Origin of the sequence: Halorubrum yunnanense (genome assembly GCF_026586675.1) — an archaeon.
GTDB lineage: Archaea > Halobacteriota > Halobacteria > Halobacteriales > Haloferacaceae > Halorubrum > Halorubrum yunnanense.
The window spans coordinates 111,173-126,876 of record NZ_JAODIX010000039.1 but is presented as its reverse complement, the minus strand read 5'-3'; the positions used below and the strand labels follow the sequence as shown (position 1 = coordinate 126,876).

Here is a 15,704-nt window from a genome sequence, read left to right as displayed (position 1 = left end):
CTGTGGTCACTCCCCGGCTCCGCCGGTCTCTCTCCCGTCGCCCCGGTCAGACCCCGCCGGGAGGAGCCGGCGCGCCAAGGCCCCGAGGCGCTTGTACGCGAGGTTGACGTACAGTCCGGAGAGGAAGACGACCCCGACGACGAGCGGCACGTCGTCGACGCCCTGTCCGAGGACGAGGTCCGAGAGCAGGTAGACTCCGACGCCGAGCGGCAGCGCGGCCGGAAGCCGAAGGTTGTACTGGAGGAGCCTGCCGACCGAGGCGTCGAAGCGCTCGATCAGGGCCGTGGAGACGAACCCCAGCCCGCCGAGCAGGCTGAACAGTGGGACGAACGGGGGGACGATCCCGGGACCAAGACCGTCGATCCCGGCGTACTGCGCGCCGACATTCACGGACGCCGCGGCCGTGAGGGTGACCGTGAGGAGGACGTCGACGGCGACGATGACGATCCCGAGCCGGGACCGATACCAGGCCCGCGCGAGCCACGCCCGGTCGTCCGCGCCGGGCGCGGCGGCTTCCGGGGTCGAAGTGCCGGCCCCGAGCGCCGGGTCGTCCGCGGCCGGCTCGCCGCGCGCCCGCTCCGTTGAGTCCGACATCGCCGGGGCGGTTCGTGACGGAGCGACAATTAGCTTGCGGCTTGTGAACGATGCTCAGGAATTTCTGGGTGCTCGTCGAGAGGAAGGGGGCACCGGAACCGCGGTCGGTCGCCGGTTACGCCGCTGCGCCGACGTACGGCTTGACCGCGCGAACGATGGCGTCGACGTCGTACTCGTCTTCCTCCTTGTCGAAGACGACCTCGTCATCAGCGCGGACGACGAACACGCCCGCGTCGCCGGTCACCAGCGCGACCTCGTCGATGTCCTCACCGAACTGCTTGAGGATCGCCTCGGAGACGTCTTGCGCGCGGTTCAACATGCCACAGGGGACGCAGTACTCGATTTCGACGCGTGTCATGGCTTATCGTAGGAGACGAGTCGGATTAAAAGCGAGGGTCGCGGCTCGTCTCGGTTCGCCGACGGCGGCGGGGTTCGCTCGCCGGCGACCGCAACCGCCTCACACCACCAGCGCGTCGAAGACGACGGCGAACAGCAGCAGGCCGAGGTAGGCGTTCGAGGCGTGGAACGCGCGGAACGCCGCGCTCTCCGTCTGCTCGTAGTGGAGCTGAACGACCGTCCAGAGGAAGACGGCCCCGACGCCGACGCCGACGACGGCGTACAGCGCGCCGAGCGGCTCGGCCACGACCGCGAGCGCGACCGCGGCGACGAGCGTCGCGCCGAGGTACCAGACGATGTGGCGGCGCGTCGCCGTCTCGCCGCGGACGACGGGCATCATCGGGAAGCCGCCGCGTTCGTAGTCGTCCTTGTAGGCCAGCGCGAGGTTATAGAAGTGCGCGGGCGTCCACAGGAAGATGACCAGGGCGAGCAGCAGCCCGCCGCCGCCGAATTCGCCGGTCACCGCCGCCCAGCCGATGAGCGCCGGGAGTGCGCCCGCCGCGCCGCCGATGACGGTGTTCTGGACCGTGTTCGGCTTCAACACGAGCGTGTAGACGACGCTGTAAAACAGGATCGCGACCAGTCCCAGCCCCGCGGTCAGCGGGTTCACGCTCCAGAAGAGGCCGAGGGAGGCGGCCGCCAGCAGCAGCCCGAACGCGAGCGCGTTGCGCACCGGGACGAGGTCGGTCGCCAGCGGGCGGTCGTTGGTCCGCTGCATCCGCCTGTCGATGTCGCGCTCGAACACGTGGTTGAACGTCCCCGACGCGCCGATCGAGAGCGCGCCGCCAGCGAGCGTCGCGGCCACGACGTACGGCGTGAACCCCCGGCCGCCAGCGAGCGCCATCGCCGCGGCGGCGACGAGGCAGAGCAGCCACATCAGGCGGGGCTTCATGAGCCGGAAGTAGGCGGCCGCGGTCGCCTTCAGCCGCGGGACCGTCGCCGTCGGGATCTCGGGGTCGGGCGCCTCCTCGACCGGCGGGAGGTCGTCGGTCCCGGGCTGGAAGTCGCCGGGGGCGTCGTCGGCGACGCCGGTCTCGGCCTCCAGCCACCACGCGAGCGCGGCGAGGACGGTGCCGAAGATCGTCACGCCGAGCAGGAGGTGGACGGGGGCCAGCGAGGCGGGGAGCTCGCCGACGGCGACGAGCGCGCCGACGCCCGACTGGGCCGGGAAGAGCAGGAATGCGGCCGCCAGAGCGGCCCGGACGCGACGGCTCGCTCCGTCGCGCCACGCGAGCGCGAGCGAGAGGACCACGAGGGCGCCGACGATGACGGCGACGGCGCGGTGCCCGAGCGCGATCCACCCGGCGCTCTCGACGGGGAGCGCGGCGCCGCCGCCGCAGAGCGGCCATCCAGAGCAGGCGGCCGCCGCCTCCGTGAGCGAGGTCGTGGCGCCGGCAACGAGCAGGAGGTACACGCCCATCGCCGTCGCCGCGAGAATCGCGGGGAACCGGTCGGGTATCTTCACTTACGCGGAGTTGGGAACGGATCCATATATGTCCCGCGCTTCGACGGATCCCCGCCGAGCGGGCCCGTCTCACCGCCGTCGACCGCGGTTTGTCGCCGACCCCGGCTTACCGCCGCCCGCTCCCCTCGCCGTCGCCGGTCCCCCCGCGCCGCCGGAGGACGCAGTCGACGATGTCGCCGCTGGAGAGCACCTCGTCGTCGTACTCCGGCTCGCGTCCCGACGCCCGCTCGACCCGGCAGTCGATGTCGCGGGCCGCGAGCGCCTCGGCGATCCCCGCCTCGTCGTGGTGCTGGTCGAAGCCCAACACGATCACGTCCGGGTCGATCCGCTCGATGGGGACGAACACGTCCTCCGGGTGGCCCAGATGCGCCTCGTCGACCGCGTCGAGGGCGGCGACCATGTCGCGCCGCTGGCGGGCACACAGGATCGGTTCGGGCTTGTGGGTGACGTTGGTCCGGCGGGCGACGATGGCGTGGAGCTCGTCGCCGTACGTCGCCGCGTCCTCGAGGTAGTGGACGTGGCCCAGGTGAAGCAGGTCGAAGGTCCCCTGCGCGACGACCCGCGTCATCTGAACCACGAGAGGAAGCCGCCGCCGTCGCGGTTCTCCTCGACGATCTCCGCGTCGATGTCGTCCTGCGTGAAATCGAAGAAGTGCTCGTCGGGCACCTCCACGTCGAGCACGTCGAGGGTCGTCTGGGTCCCCTCGTTGTCGAACGCCTTCCAGTCCCCCCAGCCGTAGGGGGCGCCGACGATGACATGGACCTCTCCCTGTCCGAACGTCGCGAGGTCGGCCGCGCTCGGCCGGAGCGCCCCGTTCGGGTGCGAGTGGACCGAGCCGACGGCGCGCATGTCGTTCGGCTTCATGTGGGTGCGCACGCTGGCGCTCGTCGGGCTCGACTCCGTACCCGGGATGACGAGCACGTCGGTGATCACCTGGCCGTCTCGGTCGACGTCGAGCTTCCGAGCGTCGTCCGCGCGGAGGAACCCCATGTACTCGTTGGGGTGGGTCTCCTCGCTCGCCTCGAGGACGAACTCCATCGTCTCTCGGGCGATCCCGAGGAGTTCGTCCGAGCGGAACAGTCGCATACTCGGGCGAAGGCGCCGTCGCCCCATAGGGGTTCCGGACCGGACGACCGCGGGCTCGTTCCGCGCTCGGCGGCGCCGACGGCACGGCGTCGACTCGCGCGTCGAGACCGGCGGAGACGCGAGAGAACAGGCTTAACACCGGCCGTATCCGACGTCGTTACATGAGTGAGAAATCCGCCGGGGATTCCGGCACGCGGGGCGATTCGAGCCCCGAACCCGACGCCGACACGGCGAAGGGGGCGGCCGACGACCGGCCGACCGTCTACGACCTGGCACCCGACTGCACCCTCGAGGACGCGGAGGTCGACGCGCTGTACCACGCCGAGGTCAACGGCGTCGTCGACTACGGGGTCTTCGTCGACGTCTCCGACGCCCTCTCGGGGCTCGTCCACGAGTCGAACCTCGACGGCGACTACGACGTCGGCGACCGGCTGATCACCCGGCTGACCGAGGTGAAGGAGAACGGCGACGTCGCGTTCGACGACGAGGCCCTCGACGACTACCGCACCGAGACCGTCGCCCACGAGCCGACGCTCTCCCGCGTCCGCGGGCTCTCCCCGGGCGACGAGGTCACCGTCGAGGGCGAGGTCGTCCAAGCGAAACAGACCGGGGGCCCGACCATCTTCGCGGTCGCGGACGCCTCCGGCGTCGTCTCCTGTGCCGCCTTCGAGGAGGCCGGTGTCCGCGCGTACCCGGACATATCCGTCGGCGACATGGTCCACGTCAGCGGGGTGGTCGAGACCCGCGAGAACGCCCTCCAGCTGGAGGTCGACGCCCTGAAGCGGCTCCCGGACGCCCGCGCCGCCGAGGCCCGAGAGCGGTTCGAGGCCGCGCTCGACGAGCGCGCCGCGCCCGCCGACGTCGAGCCCCTCGTCGAGTGGGCGGCGTTCGAGCCGATCCACCAGGACCTCCGCGAGCTGGCCCGGGTGCTCCGCCGAACCGTGCTCGCCGGGCGGCCGATCCGCGTCCGTCACCACGCCGACGGCGACGGCATGTGCGCGGCGATCCCGGTCCAGCTCGCCCTCGAAAACTTCGTTCAGGAAGTCCACGAGGACCCCGACGCGGCGCGGCACCTCTTCAAGCGGCTCCCGAGCAAGGCGCCGTACTACGAGATGGAGGACGTCACCCGCGACCTGAACTTCGCCTTGGAGGGGCGCGCCCGCCACGGACAGAAGCTCCCCTTCCTCCTCATGCTCGACAACGGGTCGACCGAAGAGGACGTCCCCGCCTACGAGAACCTCACCCACTACGACATCCCCATCGCGGCCGTCGACCACCACCACCCCGACCCCGAAGCGGTCGAGCCGCTGCTCGACGCCCACGTCAACCCGTACCTCCACGGCGAGGACTACCGGGTCACCACGGGGATGATGTGCGTCGAGCTGGCCCGGCTGATCGACCCGTCGATCACCGGGGAGCTTGAACACGTCCCGGCGGTCGCCGGGCTCTCCGACCGCTCGAAGGCCGAGGCGATGGACGACTACGTCGCGCTCGCCGAGGGGGCCGGCTACGACGAGTCCGACCTGCTCGACATCGGCGAGGCGCTCGACTACGCCGCCCACTGGCTGCGATACTCCGAGGGGAAGACCCTCGTCAACGACGCCCTGAACGTGGGATGTGAGGACGAGGAGCGCCACGAGGAGCTGGTGGAGTTCCTCTCCGAGCGCGCCGAGCGCGACGTGGACCGGCAGCTCGACGCGCTCGACGACCACGTCGAGCACGAGCGGCTCGCCTCCGGCGCGCACCTCTACCGGGTCGACCTCGACGAGTACGCCCACCGCTTCACTTACCCGGCGCCCGGAAAGACGACCGGCGAGCTCCACGACACTCGCGTCAAGGAGACGGGCGACCCCGTCATCACGATCGGCTACGGGCCGGACTTCTGCGTGCTTCGGTCCGACGGCGTCCGACTCGACATCCCGAACATGGTGACCGAGCTGAACGGGGAGCTCCCCGAGGCGGGCGTCTCCGGCGGCGGTCACCTCGTCGTCGGCTCGATCAAGTTCGTGAAGGGCCGCCGGAGCGCGGTCATCGAGACGCTCATCGAGAAGATGGCTGAGGCGGAGATCGACGAGGCGCTCTCGTCGACGGCCGTGATCGACGACTGAGGCTCCGTCCCTCCGGACGGCTTTTCATCGGAGTCACGCGAACGAAACCTCCCGGCGCGCGACGACGCCGGCGCCCACGACGACAACCCCGAGCCCGCCGAGGAGCCCCACCGGTAACTGGACCCCGCCGCCCCGCCAGTCGGCCCCATAGGCGCGAGCGTAGAAGTCGGCCACCGCCTCGTCCTCGACCGCGAGCAGCACCTCCCGGTTCTCCGTCGCCGCGCCCTCGTTCCAGTTGAGGCTCCCGACGACCGCCGTGTCGTCGACCACAACGCCCTTCGCGTGGACCTTCCCGTACCGGCCGCGCGGCTCCGCGACGGCGACCTCGATCGGCTCGTCCGCGAGCGCCTCGACGAGCGCGCGGTTCTCCTCCCGGTCGTACCACGCCCCCGACAGCAAGAGGTGGACGTCGACGCCGCGGTCGGCGGCCCGCCGGAGCGCGCGGACGAGCCGGTTGTCCGGGCCGCCGGTCCGCGGGACCAGCGCCAACACGCGGTCGTCCGCGGCGTCGATCCGCGCGACCAGCCGGTCGGCGCTGTTCCCGGGTGCCGTCAGGAGCGTGACGTCCGCCGTCGTCGGCGCGGGCGCCTCGAACCGCGTCGGGTAGCTCCCGTTCGCGGCGCCCCCCTCGTGGAACTCGGTCTCCGAGCGGAACGACTCCCACGACCGGGCGTCGGACGCCGCGGCGTCCGCGCGGAACAGGCCGGCGAGGTCGTCGGCGGTCGTCTCGCCGGCGGTCGCGGACCGGGGCGTCCCGGTGACGACGCCCCACCCACGGTTGCTCCGGCCCCCGGTGCCGGACGCCTTCCAGTTCTCCGTGAGGACGACCGCGCGGTCGTCGGCGACGGCGTACTTCGCGTGGTGGAAGCGGAACCGCTCGGGGTCGCCGTCGAGGACGCGCACCTCGACGCCGGCGGCGGCGACCCGGTCGAGGAGCCGGGCGCTCCGCGCGGAGAACCCGCCGACCGGTGACCCCTCGACGAGGACGCGCACCTCCACGCCCCGACCGGCGGCGGCGACGAGCAGGTTGACGACGCGCTCGGACCCCAGCGTGTAGCCGGCGAGCAGCAGACGGTCCTCGGCCCCGCGGAGCGGCTCGACCGGCATCCCCGGGCTGTCGGGCAGCACGAACGGCCGCACGGTCGCGTCCCCCGTCGCGGTCGCGGCCCGCGGGTCGTAGCCGCGCGGTCGCCACTCGTCCCAGTCCGCGCGCCAGCGGTGCCCCTCGGGGGCGCGGTCGTAGCCGACCACGGCGACCGCCGTCCCGTTCCGTCGGAGCTCGATCCGATCGCCGGACGCCGAGAGCGGGAAGTGGTCGTCGAGCGCTCGGAGCTCCGGGTCGCCGGTGCCGCCGCTGCCGGCGACCGCGGTCTCGTCACCGAGCAGGGGGGTCGCGTTCGCGGGGTCCATCGAGAGCGCGACGACGCCGCTCGCGTTCGCCGGGATCTCAGCCTCGTAGTAGCCGTCGGAGAGCGACCAGTTCCCCCGCTCGGGGAGCCGGACCACGAGGTACTCGCCGCGGTTCTCCGCCGCCGTCGGATTCGGGAACAGCTCGAGGATCCGCGGCTCCATCGCCACGAGCGTCCGGTTCCCCGTCCGGTCGTTCGACTGCGCGACGACGCTTCCCGGGTCGGGCCCAGCGACTCCCGAGCCGGTTCCGGCGTCACCCGCGGCCGCCACCGGCGCGTCACCCGCGGCCGCCACCGGCGCGGCGGCCGTCAGGACGAGCAGTCCGAGCGCGACGGCGACGACGTTCGCGCCGGCGGGGACGCTCGTGATCGAAACGCTCGCGGGACGAGCCGGTGCGGGCGACACGGCGATGGTGGCCCCGCTATCGAATAAGAAAGGTCGGTCGAGCGGCGGTCGGCGTCAGGCGGTCGCCGACGCGGCGTCGAGGGAGCGCTGAGCCTTCTCGCCCTCGGTCGAGACGACGAACGAGTGTTCGTCAGCGTACTCGGCGACGGCTTCGAGCGCGTTGCGGGTGCCGATCTGCCGGAGCGCCCAGCCGGCCGCGGCCCGGGTGTCGTCGGACCCGTCGCCGTCGAGCACGTCGACGAGCGGGTCGACCGCGCGGGTGTCGCCGATGAGCCCCAGCGCGCGAGCCGCGTGCGGACGGACGAGCTCCTCGGTGTCGTCGTCGTCGAGCGCGTCCGCGAGCGGCTGGACCGCCTCGGTCGCGCCGATCTCGCCGAGCGACTTGAACGTCGCCTTCTGGAGCTGTGGGTTCGACTCCTCGGGGACGTACTCGACGAGGGTCTCCGTCGCCTCCTCGGCGGCCATCTTCCCGAGGATGCGGATCGAGAACTGGTCGCGCTTCTCCGCGCGGCCGAGCAGCTCCTCCACGGAGGCCTCGGTCCTCGCGCGCTTGCCCATGCGCTCGAACGCCTCGAGGCAGTGGCGCTCCATGAAGTCGGAGGTGAGCGAGTCGAGCGCGAGCAGGATCATGTCGACGTTGCCGCGCGCCTCGTGCTCCTTCAGCGCCGACCACTCGACCGGGAAATCCTTGTAGTGGCCGAGCACGTCGTAGTACCCCTGCGCGCGGAGCTGCTCGTGGGTCTCGAGGTCGTCCCACTCCTCGGCGTCGTCGAGCCCGGCCTCGAGCGCGCCCGTCGCCTCGATCAGGGCGGCGATCGTCTCCGCGTCGTCGTCGGGGTCGAGGTCGGCGTCGGGGATGCCCGCCGCGACGGCGTCGAGCGCAGAGACGAGGGCGGCGACGCGGTCGTCGGGGTCGCTCTCGTCGGCCGGCGCGTCGGCGGGAGCGCTCTCGGTGGCGCCCGGGTCGGTCTCGATCGCGTCCGCGTCCACCTCGTTGTCGACGGCGTCGGCGGCCGCCTCGACGAAGGCCGTCACCGCGTCGGCGGCGTCGTCGCGGCCGGCGGCGGTCCACTCGGTCTCTTCAAGCCGCGTGCCGGCCGTCTCGATCGCGTCGACGACGTCGTCGCCGTAGGGGCCGCGCGCCGCCTCGACGCCCTCGCGAAGCTCCGCGACGCGGTCTTCGAGGTCGCCGCGCGGGTCGTCGGCGTCCTCGTCGTCTTCGTCCGGCTCGGGGAGGTCGGCCTCATCGATCCCCGTCTCGGCGTCGTCGAGGAGCGCGTCGACGTCGTTGAGGTCCGCCTCCGTCTCGGCGTCGTCGAGGAGCGCCGCGATCTCGTCGAGGTACTCGTTCAACGACTCCTCGCTCGCTTCGTCGGGAACCGCCGGCGCGTCGGTCGCGTCGGTCGATTCGTCGGCCTCCTCGGAGGCGTCGGCCGGATCGTCGTCGCCGTTGCTCATATACCACGAACTGCGCGCGTTGCCCATTAAGACGTTTCCCTTCGCGGGCGGAGCGGACCCGAACCCCGACGCGAGCCGGTCGACGAACCCCGATCTCGCCGATTGGGGTCGCCGGCGAGGTCGAGTCGGAACGTGACCGGCGAGCATCACTACTCGCGGCGATTTAGGAGATATGAGAAAATATTTTTCAATATATAGAATTCTGATTATCTTAGTGGGAACAGTTAAGTAACCCGCGCACGTACGTAGAAGTAGACATGAGCACCCAGAAAGAAGCCCGCCAACGCTACGGAGAGGTTCACGAGAGCGAAGCGCTTCGCGTTCCCGAGGAGAAGGCCGAGCAGCTCGTCGACGCGCTCAACACCGACCTCGCCGCGACGTACGTCCTCTACCACCAGGTCAAGAAGCACCACTGGCTCGTCGAGGGCGCCGAGTTCCACGACATCCACCTCTACCTCGGCGAGGTCGCCGAAGACCTCGAGGAGGGCGCCGACACGCTCGCCGAGCGCGCGCAGGCTCTCGGCGGCGTGCCGCTGTCGGGCGGCGCGAACTACGAGGAGCACGCTCCGGTGACCCCCGAGGACGCCGACGCCTACGACATCCGGACGGGGCTGGAGAACGACTTGGAGATCTTCGGCGACATCACCGAGATGCTCCGCGAGCACATCCAGCTCGCCAACAACCTCGGCGACTACAACACCGAGGAGCAGCTCCGCGAGATCCTCATGGACGTTGAGGAGCACGGCCACCACCTCGAGCACTACCTGGAGGACGACACCCTCGTCACCCAGGGCACGCTCGAATAGACGCCGCGCTCGACTTCAGCGCCCGTCGCGTAAGACTCTCGACCGTCCGAATTTTCCGTTTTTTTCGCTCCGACAGCGGTAGTCCCGACCGATCAGCCGAGCCGCTCGTCCAGGATGAGCCGCGTCTTCGTCGACTTCACCTCGTCCATCTCGCGGGCCTGCGAGATGAGTTCGTTGACGGCGCGCGTGTCGACGGCGTCGACGACGAGCACGATGTCGTCCTCGCCCGAGACCTGCCAGACGAAGTCTACCTCCTCCCAGTCGACCATGCGTTCGCCGACGGCGGCGGTGTCAACGTTCATCTCCACCGAGATCTCGATCATCGCCTTCACGTTGCCGGTGCGGGTCGTGACGGTGAACCGCTCGATGACCCCCTCCTCAGTCATGCGATCGACGCGGTTGCGCACGGTGCCCTCGGAGGTGCCGACCTGATCCGCGATCTCCGTGTACGGGGTCCGCGCGTCCCGTCGCAGGATCGAGAGAATCCGGCGGTCGAGGTCGTCCATACGACATCTTCTCCCTCCGTCGACTTACTCGTTACGAATATCGTAATGAATCTACGAACGACGCATTTATTACCCTTTGCGCGTACGTTTCTCGTAATGTCGGACGCCTATATCGCGCTGGCCGACGGACGCGTGCTCGAAGCGCGCGCCCGTGCGCCGGGGCGCACCCGCGGCGAACTGGTGTTCACGACCGCGTACACCGGCTACGAGGAGTCGCTCACCGACCCCTCCTACGCCGAACAGATCCTCACCTTCTCGTACCCCCTGATCGGGAACTACGGCGTCCGAACCGAGCGGTTCGAGTCCGAGTCGGTCCAGCCGCGCGCGGCGATCGCCCGCGAGCTGACCGACGACGTCGCCGAGTGGCTCACCAGCGAGGCCGTACCCGCCGTCGACCACGTCGACACCCGCGAGATCGTCACCACCGTCCGCGAGGAGGGCGCGATGGCCTGCGGCATCGCCGCCGGTCCGGACGTAACCCCCGAGGACGCGGTCGCGGAGATGGAGGCGTGCGAGCCGATGAGCGACCACGTCGACATCGGCGCGCAGGTGTCCGTGACGGAGCCGACCGTCCACGAGGGCGGCGGCGCCGCCGACGTCGCGATGCTCGACTGCGGCGCGAAGGGCTCGATCATCGCCTCGCTCACCGAGCGCGGCGCCGACGTCCACGTCCTCCCGTACGACGCGACTCCCGAGGACGTCGCCGAGATCGACCCCGACGTGCTCTTCGTCTCGAACGGCCCGGGCGACCCGGAGAATTTCGTCGCGGCCCAAGAGGTCGTCGACGCCTTCGCGGGGGACCTGCCGATGGCCGGGATCTGCCTCGGTCAGCAGGTGATCACGAGCGCGCTCGGCGGCTCGACCGAGAAGATGATGTTCGGCCACCGCGGCGTCAACCAGCCCGTCAAGGACCTCCGCAGCGATAAGGTCGTGATGACGACCCAGAACCACGGCTACACGGTCGACGACACCGGCCCGCTGGAGGTGACGCAGGTGAACGTCAACGACGACACCGTCGAGGGCCTCGACAGCGAGGAGCTCGACGTCATCACCCGCCAGTACCACCCCGAGGCGAACCCCGGGCCGCACGACTCGCTCGGCTTCTTCGACGAGGTGCTGGAGCTGGCGGAGGCGACGCCGCACGTCGCCGCCGACTGACCCTCGCCGCGCCCGCCGCTCCCGGAACCCCGATTCCCCCGCTCGCCGCTCCCGCCGCTGACCGCCCCGGAGTACCACCCGCCCGACGCCTGTCGGTTCCCGCGTCGGCCCGCTCTTCGCCCGCTATCGGCGACGTTTTCCCCCGCCCTCCCGCAGTGCCGGGCATGACCCTCGAGATCCTCCTCACCAACGACGACGGGATCGACGCCGTCGGGATCCGAGCGCTCGCGGACGCGCTCTCGCGCGAACACGACGTGACGGTCGTCGCGCCGAAGCAGAACCAGTCCGGAGTCGGCGGCGCCCGCTCCTGGTGGGAGACCACCGTGGAGTACGCGCAGACGGACGCTGGCTACGCGGTCGAGGGGACCCCGGCCGACTGCGTCGCCGTTGCCGAGGTCGCGCTCGGACTCGACCCGGACGTCGTCGTCTCCGGCTGCAACCACGGGCCGAACATCGGCGCGCACATCCTCGGCCAGTCCGGGACGGTCGGCGCCGCGATGGAGGCCGCCTTCCTTGGCACGCCCGCGATCGCCGTCTCGCTGTACGACCGCGGGAACCTCCCCGTTCCCCCGACCCTCGACGCCGACGACTTCGGGCTCGCCGCAGAGGCGGTGCTCGACCTGCTCGGCCGCGCCGAAGGCGGGAATGACGGTGCGAGCGGCGGCGGGGACGACCCGCTCGCGCTCCCCTTCGACGCCGACGTGCTGAACGTCAACGCGCCGGCCGCCGACGACGAGGCCGCGGGCGACCCGACCTACCGGATCACGGAGCCCGCGCGCGGCTTCGACGTGATCGAGTTCCGGCCGGGCGAGGAGGGGCTCGACGACGAGAACGTCCCCGAGGGCTGGGAGTTCGGCGAGCGGCGCGGCGAGATGGGAATGGAGCTCCGGGACCGCTTCTGGCGGGAGTTCCTCCGCGGCGACGTCGCCGACGATCCGGGGTCGGACCGGCTCGCGGTCGTCGAGGGCGAAGTGAGCGTCTCGCCGCTGTCGTCGTCGCGGTCGGTCGCCGGCGACCGCGCGGGCGAGGTCGTCGCCGTCGGCGGCGAGGCGCTCTCGCGAGCCGACGGGGACTGACTCCGGGGAGCGCTCTCCGGAGCCGACCGGCTCCTATCGACGCCGCCCCGGCCGCCGCGACCCGCCGGTGAACTCGTCGGCGAGCCGACCGAGGTACCACACGAGCAGGGCTCCCAGCCCGACCCCGACCCCGAGGGCGGCGAGCAGCTCCAGCGGCGTCGCTCCCCACTGGAGGGCGATGAGCGGCGGCGAGACGGCGACGAGCAGCAGGAAGCCGGCCTTGACCTTGCGGTTCCCCGCGTCGCGCTCCGCGTCCGACATGGGTTCTACCACGCGGACCCCTCCGCCGGCCGGGGGGCGCACCGAGTCGCTCCCGTGTTCATGACTTATCCACGGCGTGACGCGATATCAACCCGGCGAACCGCACCGATCCGGTGACGCCTCCGGCGGTATAATTCCCTCGACCGTTTACGGACGTAGCACCCCGTGAACGGTCTCGGCCGTTTAAGTCGCTCCGCGCGCTGGTCTCGGATGCCCCTACCCGCGGTCCCCTCTCCCGCGGCCCCCGCCTCGGCCGTCCCTCCGGTATCGCCGCTCGCGTCCCGCACCGGCGGTCGTCCCCCGCACCGCCGATCTCCCGCTGGCCGTCGTTCCGCGGCGCTTTTGAGCCGACCCCGACAACCGAGTGGCATGGACGACGAACTCCGCGAGCGCGTCGAGGCGGCCGGCGAGGCCGCCGCGCTGTTCAACGCGCTCAAACACGGCAGCGACCCGGACGTGGGCGCCATCATGGGCCCCCTGATGGGCGAGAACCCCGACTTCCGACCGCACGGCGACGAAATCCCCGGCGTCGTCGCGCCGGTCGTGAACCGGGTCGCCGGCATGGACGAGGCCGAGCGTCGGGAGCGGCTCGGCGAGCTCGCGCCCGACAAGCTCGCGGAGCTGGAGGCCGACGACGAGGAGGACGAGCACGTCCTCCCCGAGCTCCCGAACGCCGAGGACGGCGAGGTCGTGATGCGCGCTGCGCCGAACCCCAACGGCCCGTGGCACGTCGGCCACGCCCGGATGCCCGCGGTGATCGGGACGTACAAGGAGCGGTACGACGGGGAGTTTATCTGCCGGTTCGACGACACTGACCCGGAGACGAAGCGGCCCGACTTGGACGCGTACGACGCCATCCTCGAGGACATCGCGTACCTCGGGTTCGAGGCCGACCGGGTGCTGAAGGCGTCCGACCGGCTGGAGACGTACTACGACCACGCCCGCGACCTCATCGACGCCGGGGGCGCCTACACCTGCTCGTGTTCCGGCGAGGAGTTCTCGGCGCGGAAGAACGACGCCGAGGCGTGCCCGCACCGCGAGAAGGACGCCGAGACGGTCCGCGAGGAGTTCTCGGCGATGGTCGCCGGCGAGTACGACTCCGGCGAAATGGTGCTCCGCGTGCGCACCGACATCGAGCACAAGAACCCCGCGCTGCGCGACTGGGTCGCGTTCCGGATGATCGACACGCCGCACCCGCGCGAGGAAGCCAGCGAGTACCGCTGCTGGCCCATGCTCGATTTCCAGTCCGGCGTCGACGACCACCTCACCGGCGTCACCCACATCATCCGCGGCATCGACCTCCAGGACTCCGCGAAGCGCCAGCGATTCGTCTACGATTACTTCGGCTGGGAGTACCCCGAGGTGCTCCACTGGGGCCACGTCCAAGTGGACGAGTACGACGTGACGCTCTCCACGTCGACGATCAAGGAACTCATCGAGACGGGCGAGCTGACGGGGTGGGACGACCCGCGCGCGCCGACCATTCGGTCGATGCGCCGCCGCGGCATCCGGGGGCAGGCCCTCGTCGACTCGATGACGGGTCTGGGGATGTCCACCTCCGACGTCGACCTGGCGATGTCGTCCGTCTACGCGAACAACCGCGACCTGGTCGACGACGGGGCCAACCGGTACTTCCTCGTGCGCGACCGCGACGACGACCCGGCTATCGAGCTCCCGGTCGTCGACGGCGACGCGCCCGCGCCCGAGGCGGGCCGCCCGCCGCTGCACCCCGACCACGCCGACCGCGGCGACCGCGAGGTGCCCGCCGGGCGGGTCGCCGTCGAGTCCGCCGACCTCCCGCCCGAGGGCGACCGCGTCTGGCTCAAGGGGTACGGCTGCGTCCGGCACGAGGCCGACGAGCTGGCCTTCGTCGACGCCGACATCGACGTCGTCCGCGACGAGGGGGTGGACGTGATCCACTGGGTTCCGGCCGACGAGGGGCTCGAGACGCTCCTCCGAACCGTCTCCGGCGACGTTCGAGGCATCGCCGAGCCCGCGCTCGCCGACGTCGACCCGGACACCGTCGTCCAGTTCGTTCGCGTCGGCTTCGCTCGCGTCGACGCGTTCGAGCCGACGGCGACCGACGACCCCCACGGCCCGAGCGGCGAGGAGGACCTGCTCGCGTACTACGCGCATCCGTAGGTCGACGTTCTGCTGACTGGCCGGCGGAGGTGTTCTCCGGCCGACCGAATCCGTTCGTCGCCGAGTTTAAACCCGCGACCGTCGAAGCGAGGGTAACGATGGCTATCGACTCGAACTTCGAACAGAGCCGGGAGGGGGTCGGCGAGGAGGACGGCGTGGCGGTGTGGGGCCCCGTCGAGCCGCCGGAGAAGCAGGGGATCCGCGGCACCCACGTCGCCGTCGACTTCGATATCTGCCTCGCCGACGGCGCCTGCCTAGAGGACTGCCCGGTCGACGTGTTCGAGTGGGTGGACACCCCCGGGCACCCCGAATCGGAGCGGAAGGCGAACCCGATCGACGAGGACCAGTGTATCGACTGTATGTTGTGTGTCGACGTCTGTCCGGTCGACGCGATCGACGTCGACCCCGGCCGCGAGAACAGGATATAGACCAGCGCTCTGGTTGTCGAAGACGTACATAAATGGTCGACTGCGCACCGACAGCGAACACCTCCAAAGCCCCAGCCGTTCAGTTATAAATGGTTGACTGTCGATCGACGGTTAACACCTCCAAAGCCCCAGCCGCTCACTTATAAATGACTACTGGCAGATCGACGGTGAAGACCGTCAAAGCCCCAGCCGCGAGGACTCGATGGGCTCGCTGCGGTCCTCAGTCGGTCGCTAGCGCTCCCTCCTTGCGGTCCTTGCGTCGTCATCAGAACACGAAGCGTTCTGATTGGCTCACGAGAGCTCCGCTCTCGTGAACGCCCGTCTTCGTCCTCGCGGCAGCGAGGCGCTTCGCGCCTCTGGCAGCCGGCGGCAAAGCCGCCGGCGACTGCCCCTTTGAGTCCCACC

Annotated in this window: 15 protein-coding genes; 6 read left to right on the top strand and 9 right to left on the bottom strand. The window is 70.7% G+C overall.

Annotation, left to right across the window (positions count from 1 at the left end; translation table 11 throughout):
- Window positions 1-6: 6 nt before the first annotated feature.
- From N5096_RS10735 to N5096_RS10715, 5 genes are all read right to left on the bottom strand, one after another.
- On the bottom strand, window positions 7-594 hold the full coding sequence (locus N5096_RS10735) for a hypothetical protein (protein ID WP_267664619.1): 588 nt from the start codon (window positions 592-594) through the stop codon (window positions 7-9).
- A gap of 115 nt (window positions 595-709) precedes the next feature.
- Window positions 710-952: an Rdx family protein gene (locus N5096_RS10730; RefSeq protein ID WP_267664616.1), complete on the bottom strand. Its 243-nt coding sequence runs from the start codon at window positions 950-952 to the stop codon at window positions 710-712.
- A gap of 99 nt (window positions 953-1,051) precedes the next feature.
- Window positions 1,052-2,455 (bottom strand): heme o synthase, encoded by a 1,404-nt coding sequence (locus N5096_RS10725; RefSeq protein WP_267664614.1) that lies wholly within the window; start codon window positions 2,453-2,455, stop codon window positions 1,052-1,054.
- Window positions 2,456-2,561: 106 nt separating this feature from the next.
- Window positions 2,562-3,023: an FAD synthase family protein gene (locus N5096_RS10720; RefSeq protein ID WP_267664613.1), complete on the bottom strand. Its 462-nt coding sequence runs from the start codon at window positions 3,021-3,023 to the stop codon at window positions 2,562-2,564.
- On the bottom strand, window positions 3,020-3,541 hold the full coding sequence (locus tag N5096_RS10715; RefSeq protein WP_267664611.1) for a Mov34/MPN/PAD-1 family protein: 522 nt from the start codon (window positions 3,539-3,541) through the stop codon (window positions 3,020-3,022). Before N5096_RS10715 ends, N5096_RS10720 begins: the two co-directional genes overlap by 4 nt.
- Window positions 3,542-3,702: 161 nt before the next feature.
- On the opposite strand from N5096_RS10715, the gene han reads away from it, so the two are divergent.
- Window positions 3,703-5,649, top strand: coding sequence for a Hef-associated nuclease (gene han / locus N5096_RS10710; RefSeq protein WP_267664609.1), 1,947 nt, complete (start codon window positions 3,703-3,705; stop codon window positions 5,647-5,649).
- Window positions 5,650-5,682: 33 nt separating this feature from the next.
- On the opposite strand, the gene N5096_RS10705 is transcribed toward han, so the two are convergent.
- Window positions 5,683-7,464 (bottom strand): phospholipase D-like domain-containing protein, encoded by a 1,782-nt coding sequence (locus N5096_RS10705; protein WP_267664608.1) that lies wholly within the window; start codon window positions 7,462-7,464, stop codon window positions 5,683-5,685.
- Window positions 7,465-7,518: 54 nt separating this feature from the next.
- Window positions 7,519-8,922, bottom strand: coding sequence for a HEAT repeat domain-containing protein (locus N5096_RS10700; RefSeq protein WP_267664607.1), 1,404 nt, complete (start codon window positions 8,920-8,922; stop codon window positions 7,519-7,521).
- A gap of 257 nt (window positions 8,923-9,179) precedes the next feature.
- Here N5096_RS10700 and dpsA point away from each other — a divergent pair, with 257 nt between their 5' ends.
- Window positions 9,180-9,728, top strand: coding sequence for a DNA starvation/stationary phase protection protein DpsA (gene dpsA / locus N5096_RS10695; protein ID WP_267664606.1), 549 nt, complete (start codon window positions 9,180-9,182; stop codon window positions 9,726-9,728).
- A gap of 92 nt (window positions 9,729-9,820) precedes the next feature.
- Here the strand turns inward: dpsA and N5096_RS10690 are convergent, their stop codons facing one another.
- Window positions 9,821-10,234, bottom strand: coding sequence for an Lrp/AsnC family transcriptional regulator (locus tag N5096_RS10690; protein ID WP_267664605.1), 414 nt, complete (start codon window positions 10,232-10,234; stop codon window positions 9,821-9,823).
- A gap of 96 nt (window positions 10,235-10,330) precedes the next feature.
- Here N5096_RS10690 and carA point away from each other — a divergent pair, with 96 nt between their 5' ends.
- Window positions 10,331-11,392, top strand: coding sequence for a glutamine-hydrolyzing carbamoyl-phosphate synthase small subunit (carA, locus tag N5096_RS10685; protein WP_267664604.1), 1,062 nt, complete (start codon window positions 10,331-10,333; stop codon window positions 11,390-11,392).
- Window positions 11,393-11,556: 164 nt separating this feature from the next.
- Complete coding sequence (gene surE / locus N5096_RS10680) at window positions 11,557-12,468, top strand: 5'/3'-nucleotidase SurE (RefSeq protein ID WP_267664602.1); 912 nt, start codon at window positions 11,557-11,559, stop codon at window positions 12,466-12,468.
- 33 nt (window positions 12,469-12,501) lie between these two features.
- On the opposite strand, the gene N5096_RS10675 is transcribed toward surE, so the two are convergent.
- Entirely contained in the window at window positions 12,502-12,729 is a 228-nt protein-coding gene (locus tag N5096_RS10675; protein WP_267664668.1) for a hypothetical protein, read from the bottom strand.
- Between the two features lie 369 nt (window positions 12,730-13,098).
- On the opposite strand from N5096_RS10675, the gene N5096_RS10670 reads away from it, so the two are divergent.
- Together N5096_RS10670 and N5096_RS10665 are read left to right on the top strand one after the other, a co-directional pair.
- Window positions 13,099-14,871 carry a glutamate--tRNA ligase gene (locus N5096_RS10670; protein ID WP_267664600.1) on the top strand — a complete coding sequence of 591 codons (1,773 nt, stop codon included), beginning with the start codon at window positions 13,099-13,101 and terminating at the stop codon, window positions 14,869-14,871.
- A gap of 98 nt (window positions 14,872-14,969) precedes the next feature.
- A complete protein-coding gene (locus N5096_RS10665) occupies window positions 14,970-15,299 on the top strand; it encodes a 4Fe-4S dicluster domain-containing protein (RefSeq protein WP_267664598.1) in 330 nt (109 codons plus the stop codon).
- Window positions 15,300-15,704 lie beyond the last annotated feature (405 nt).

Excerpts from the sequence above, each read along its gene's own strand:
- N5096_RS10735 (WP_267664619.1), bottom strand. The coding sequence starts at position 594 with ATGTCGGACTCAACGGAGCGGGCGCGCGGCGAGCCGGCCGCGGACGAC.
- N5096_RS10730 (WP_267664616.1), bottom strand. The coding sequence starts at position 952 with ATGACACGCGTCGAAATCGAGTACTGCGTCCCCTGTGGCATGTTGAAC.
- N5096_RS10720 (WP_267664613.1), bottom strand. The coding sequence starts at position 3,023 with ATGACGCGGGTCGTCGCGCAGGGGACCTTCGACCTGCTTCACCTGGGC.
- N5096_RS10715 (WP_267664611.1), bottom strand. The coding sequence starts at position 3,541 with ATGCGACTGTTCCGCTCGGACGAACTCCTCGGGATCGCCCGAGAGACG.
- han (WP_267664609.1), top strand. The coding sequence starts at position 3,703 with ATGAGTGAGAAATCCGCCGGGGATTCCGGCACGCGGGGCGATTCGAGC.
- N5096_RS10700 (WP_267664607.1), bottom strand. The coding sequence starts at position 8,922 with ATGAGCAACGGCGACGACGATCCGGCCGACGCCTCCGAGGAGGCCGAC.
- dpsA (WP_267664606.1), top strand. The coding sequence starts at position 9,180 with ATGAGCACCCAGAAAGAAGCCCGCCAACGCTACGGAGAGGTTCACGAG.
- N5096_RS10690 (WP_267664605.1), bottom strand. The coding sequence starts at position 10,234 with ATGGACGACCTCGACCGCCGGATTCTCTCGATCCTGCGACGGGACGCG.
- carA (WP_267664604.1), top strand. The coding sequence starts at position 10,331 with ATGTCGGACGCCTATATCGCGCTGGCCGACGGACGCGTGCTCGAAGCG.
- surE (WP_267664602.1), top strand. The coding sequence starts at position 11,557 with ATGACCCTCGAGATCCTCCTCACCAACGACGACGGGATCGACGCCGTC.
- N5096_RS10675 (WP_267664668.1), bottom strand. The coding sequence starts at position 12,729 with ATGTCGGACGCGGAGCGCGACGCGGGGAACCGCAAGGTCAAGGCCGGC.
- N5096_RS10670 (WP_267664600.1), top strand. The coding sequence starts at position 13,099 with ATGGACGACGAACTCCGCGAGCGCGTCGAGGCGGCCGGCGAGGCCGCC.
- N5096_RS10665 (WP_267664598.1), top strand. The coding sequence starts at position 14,970 with ATGGCTATCGACTCGAACTTCGAACAGAGCCGGGAGGGGGTCGGCGAG.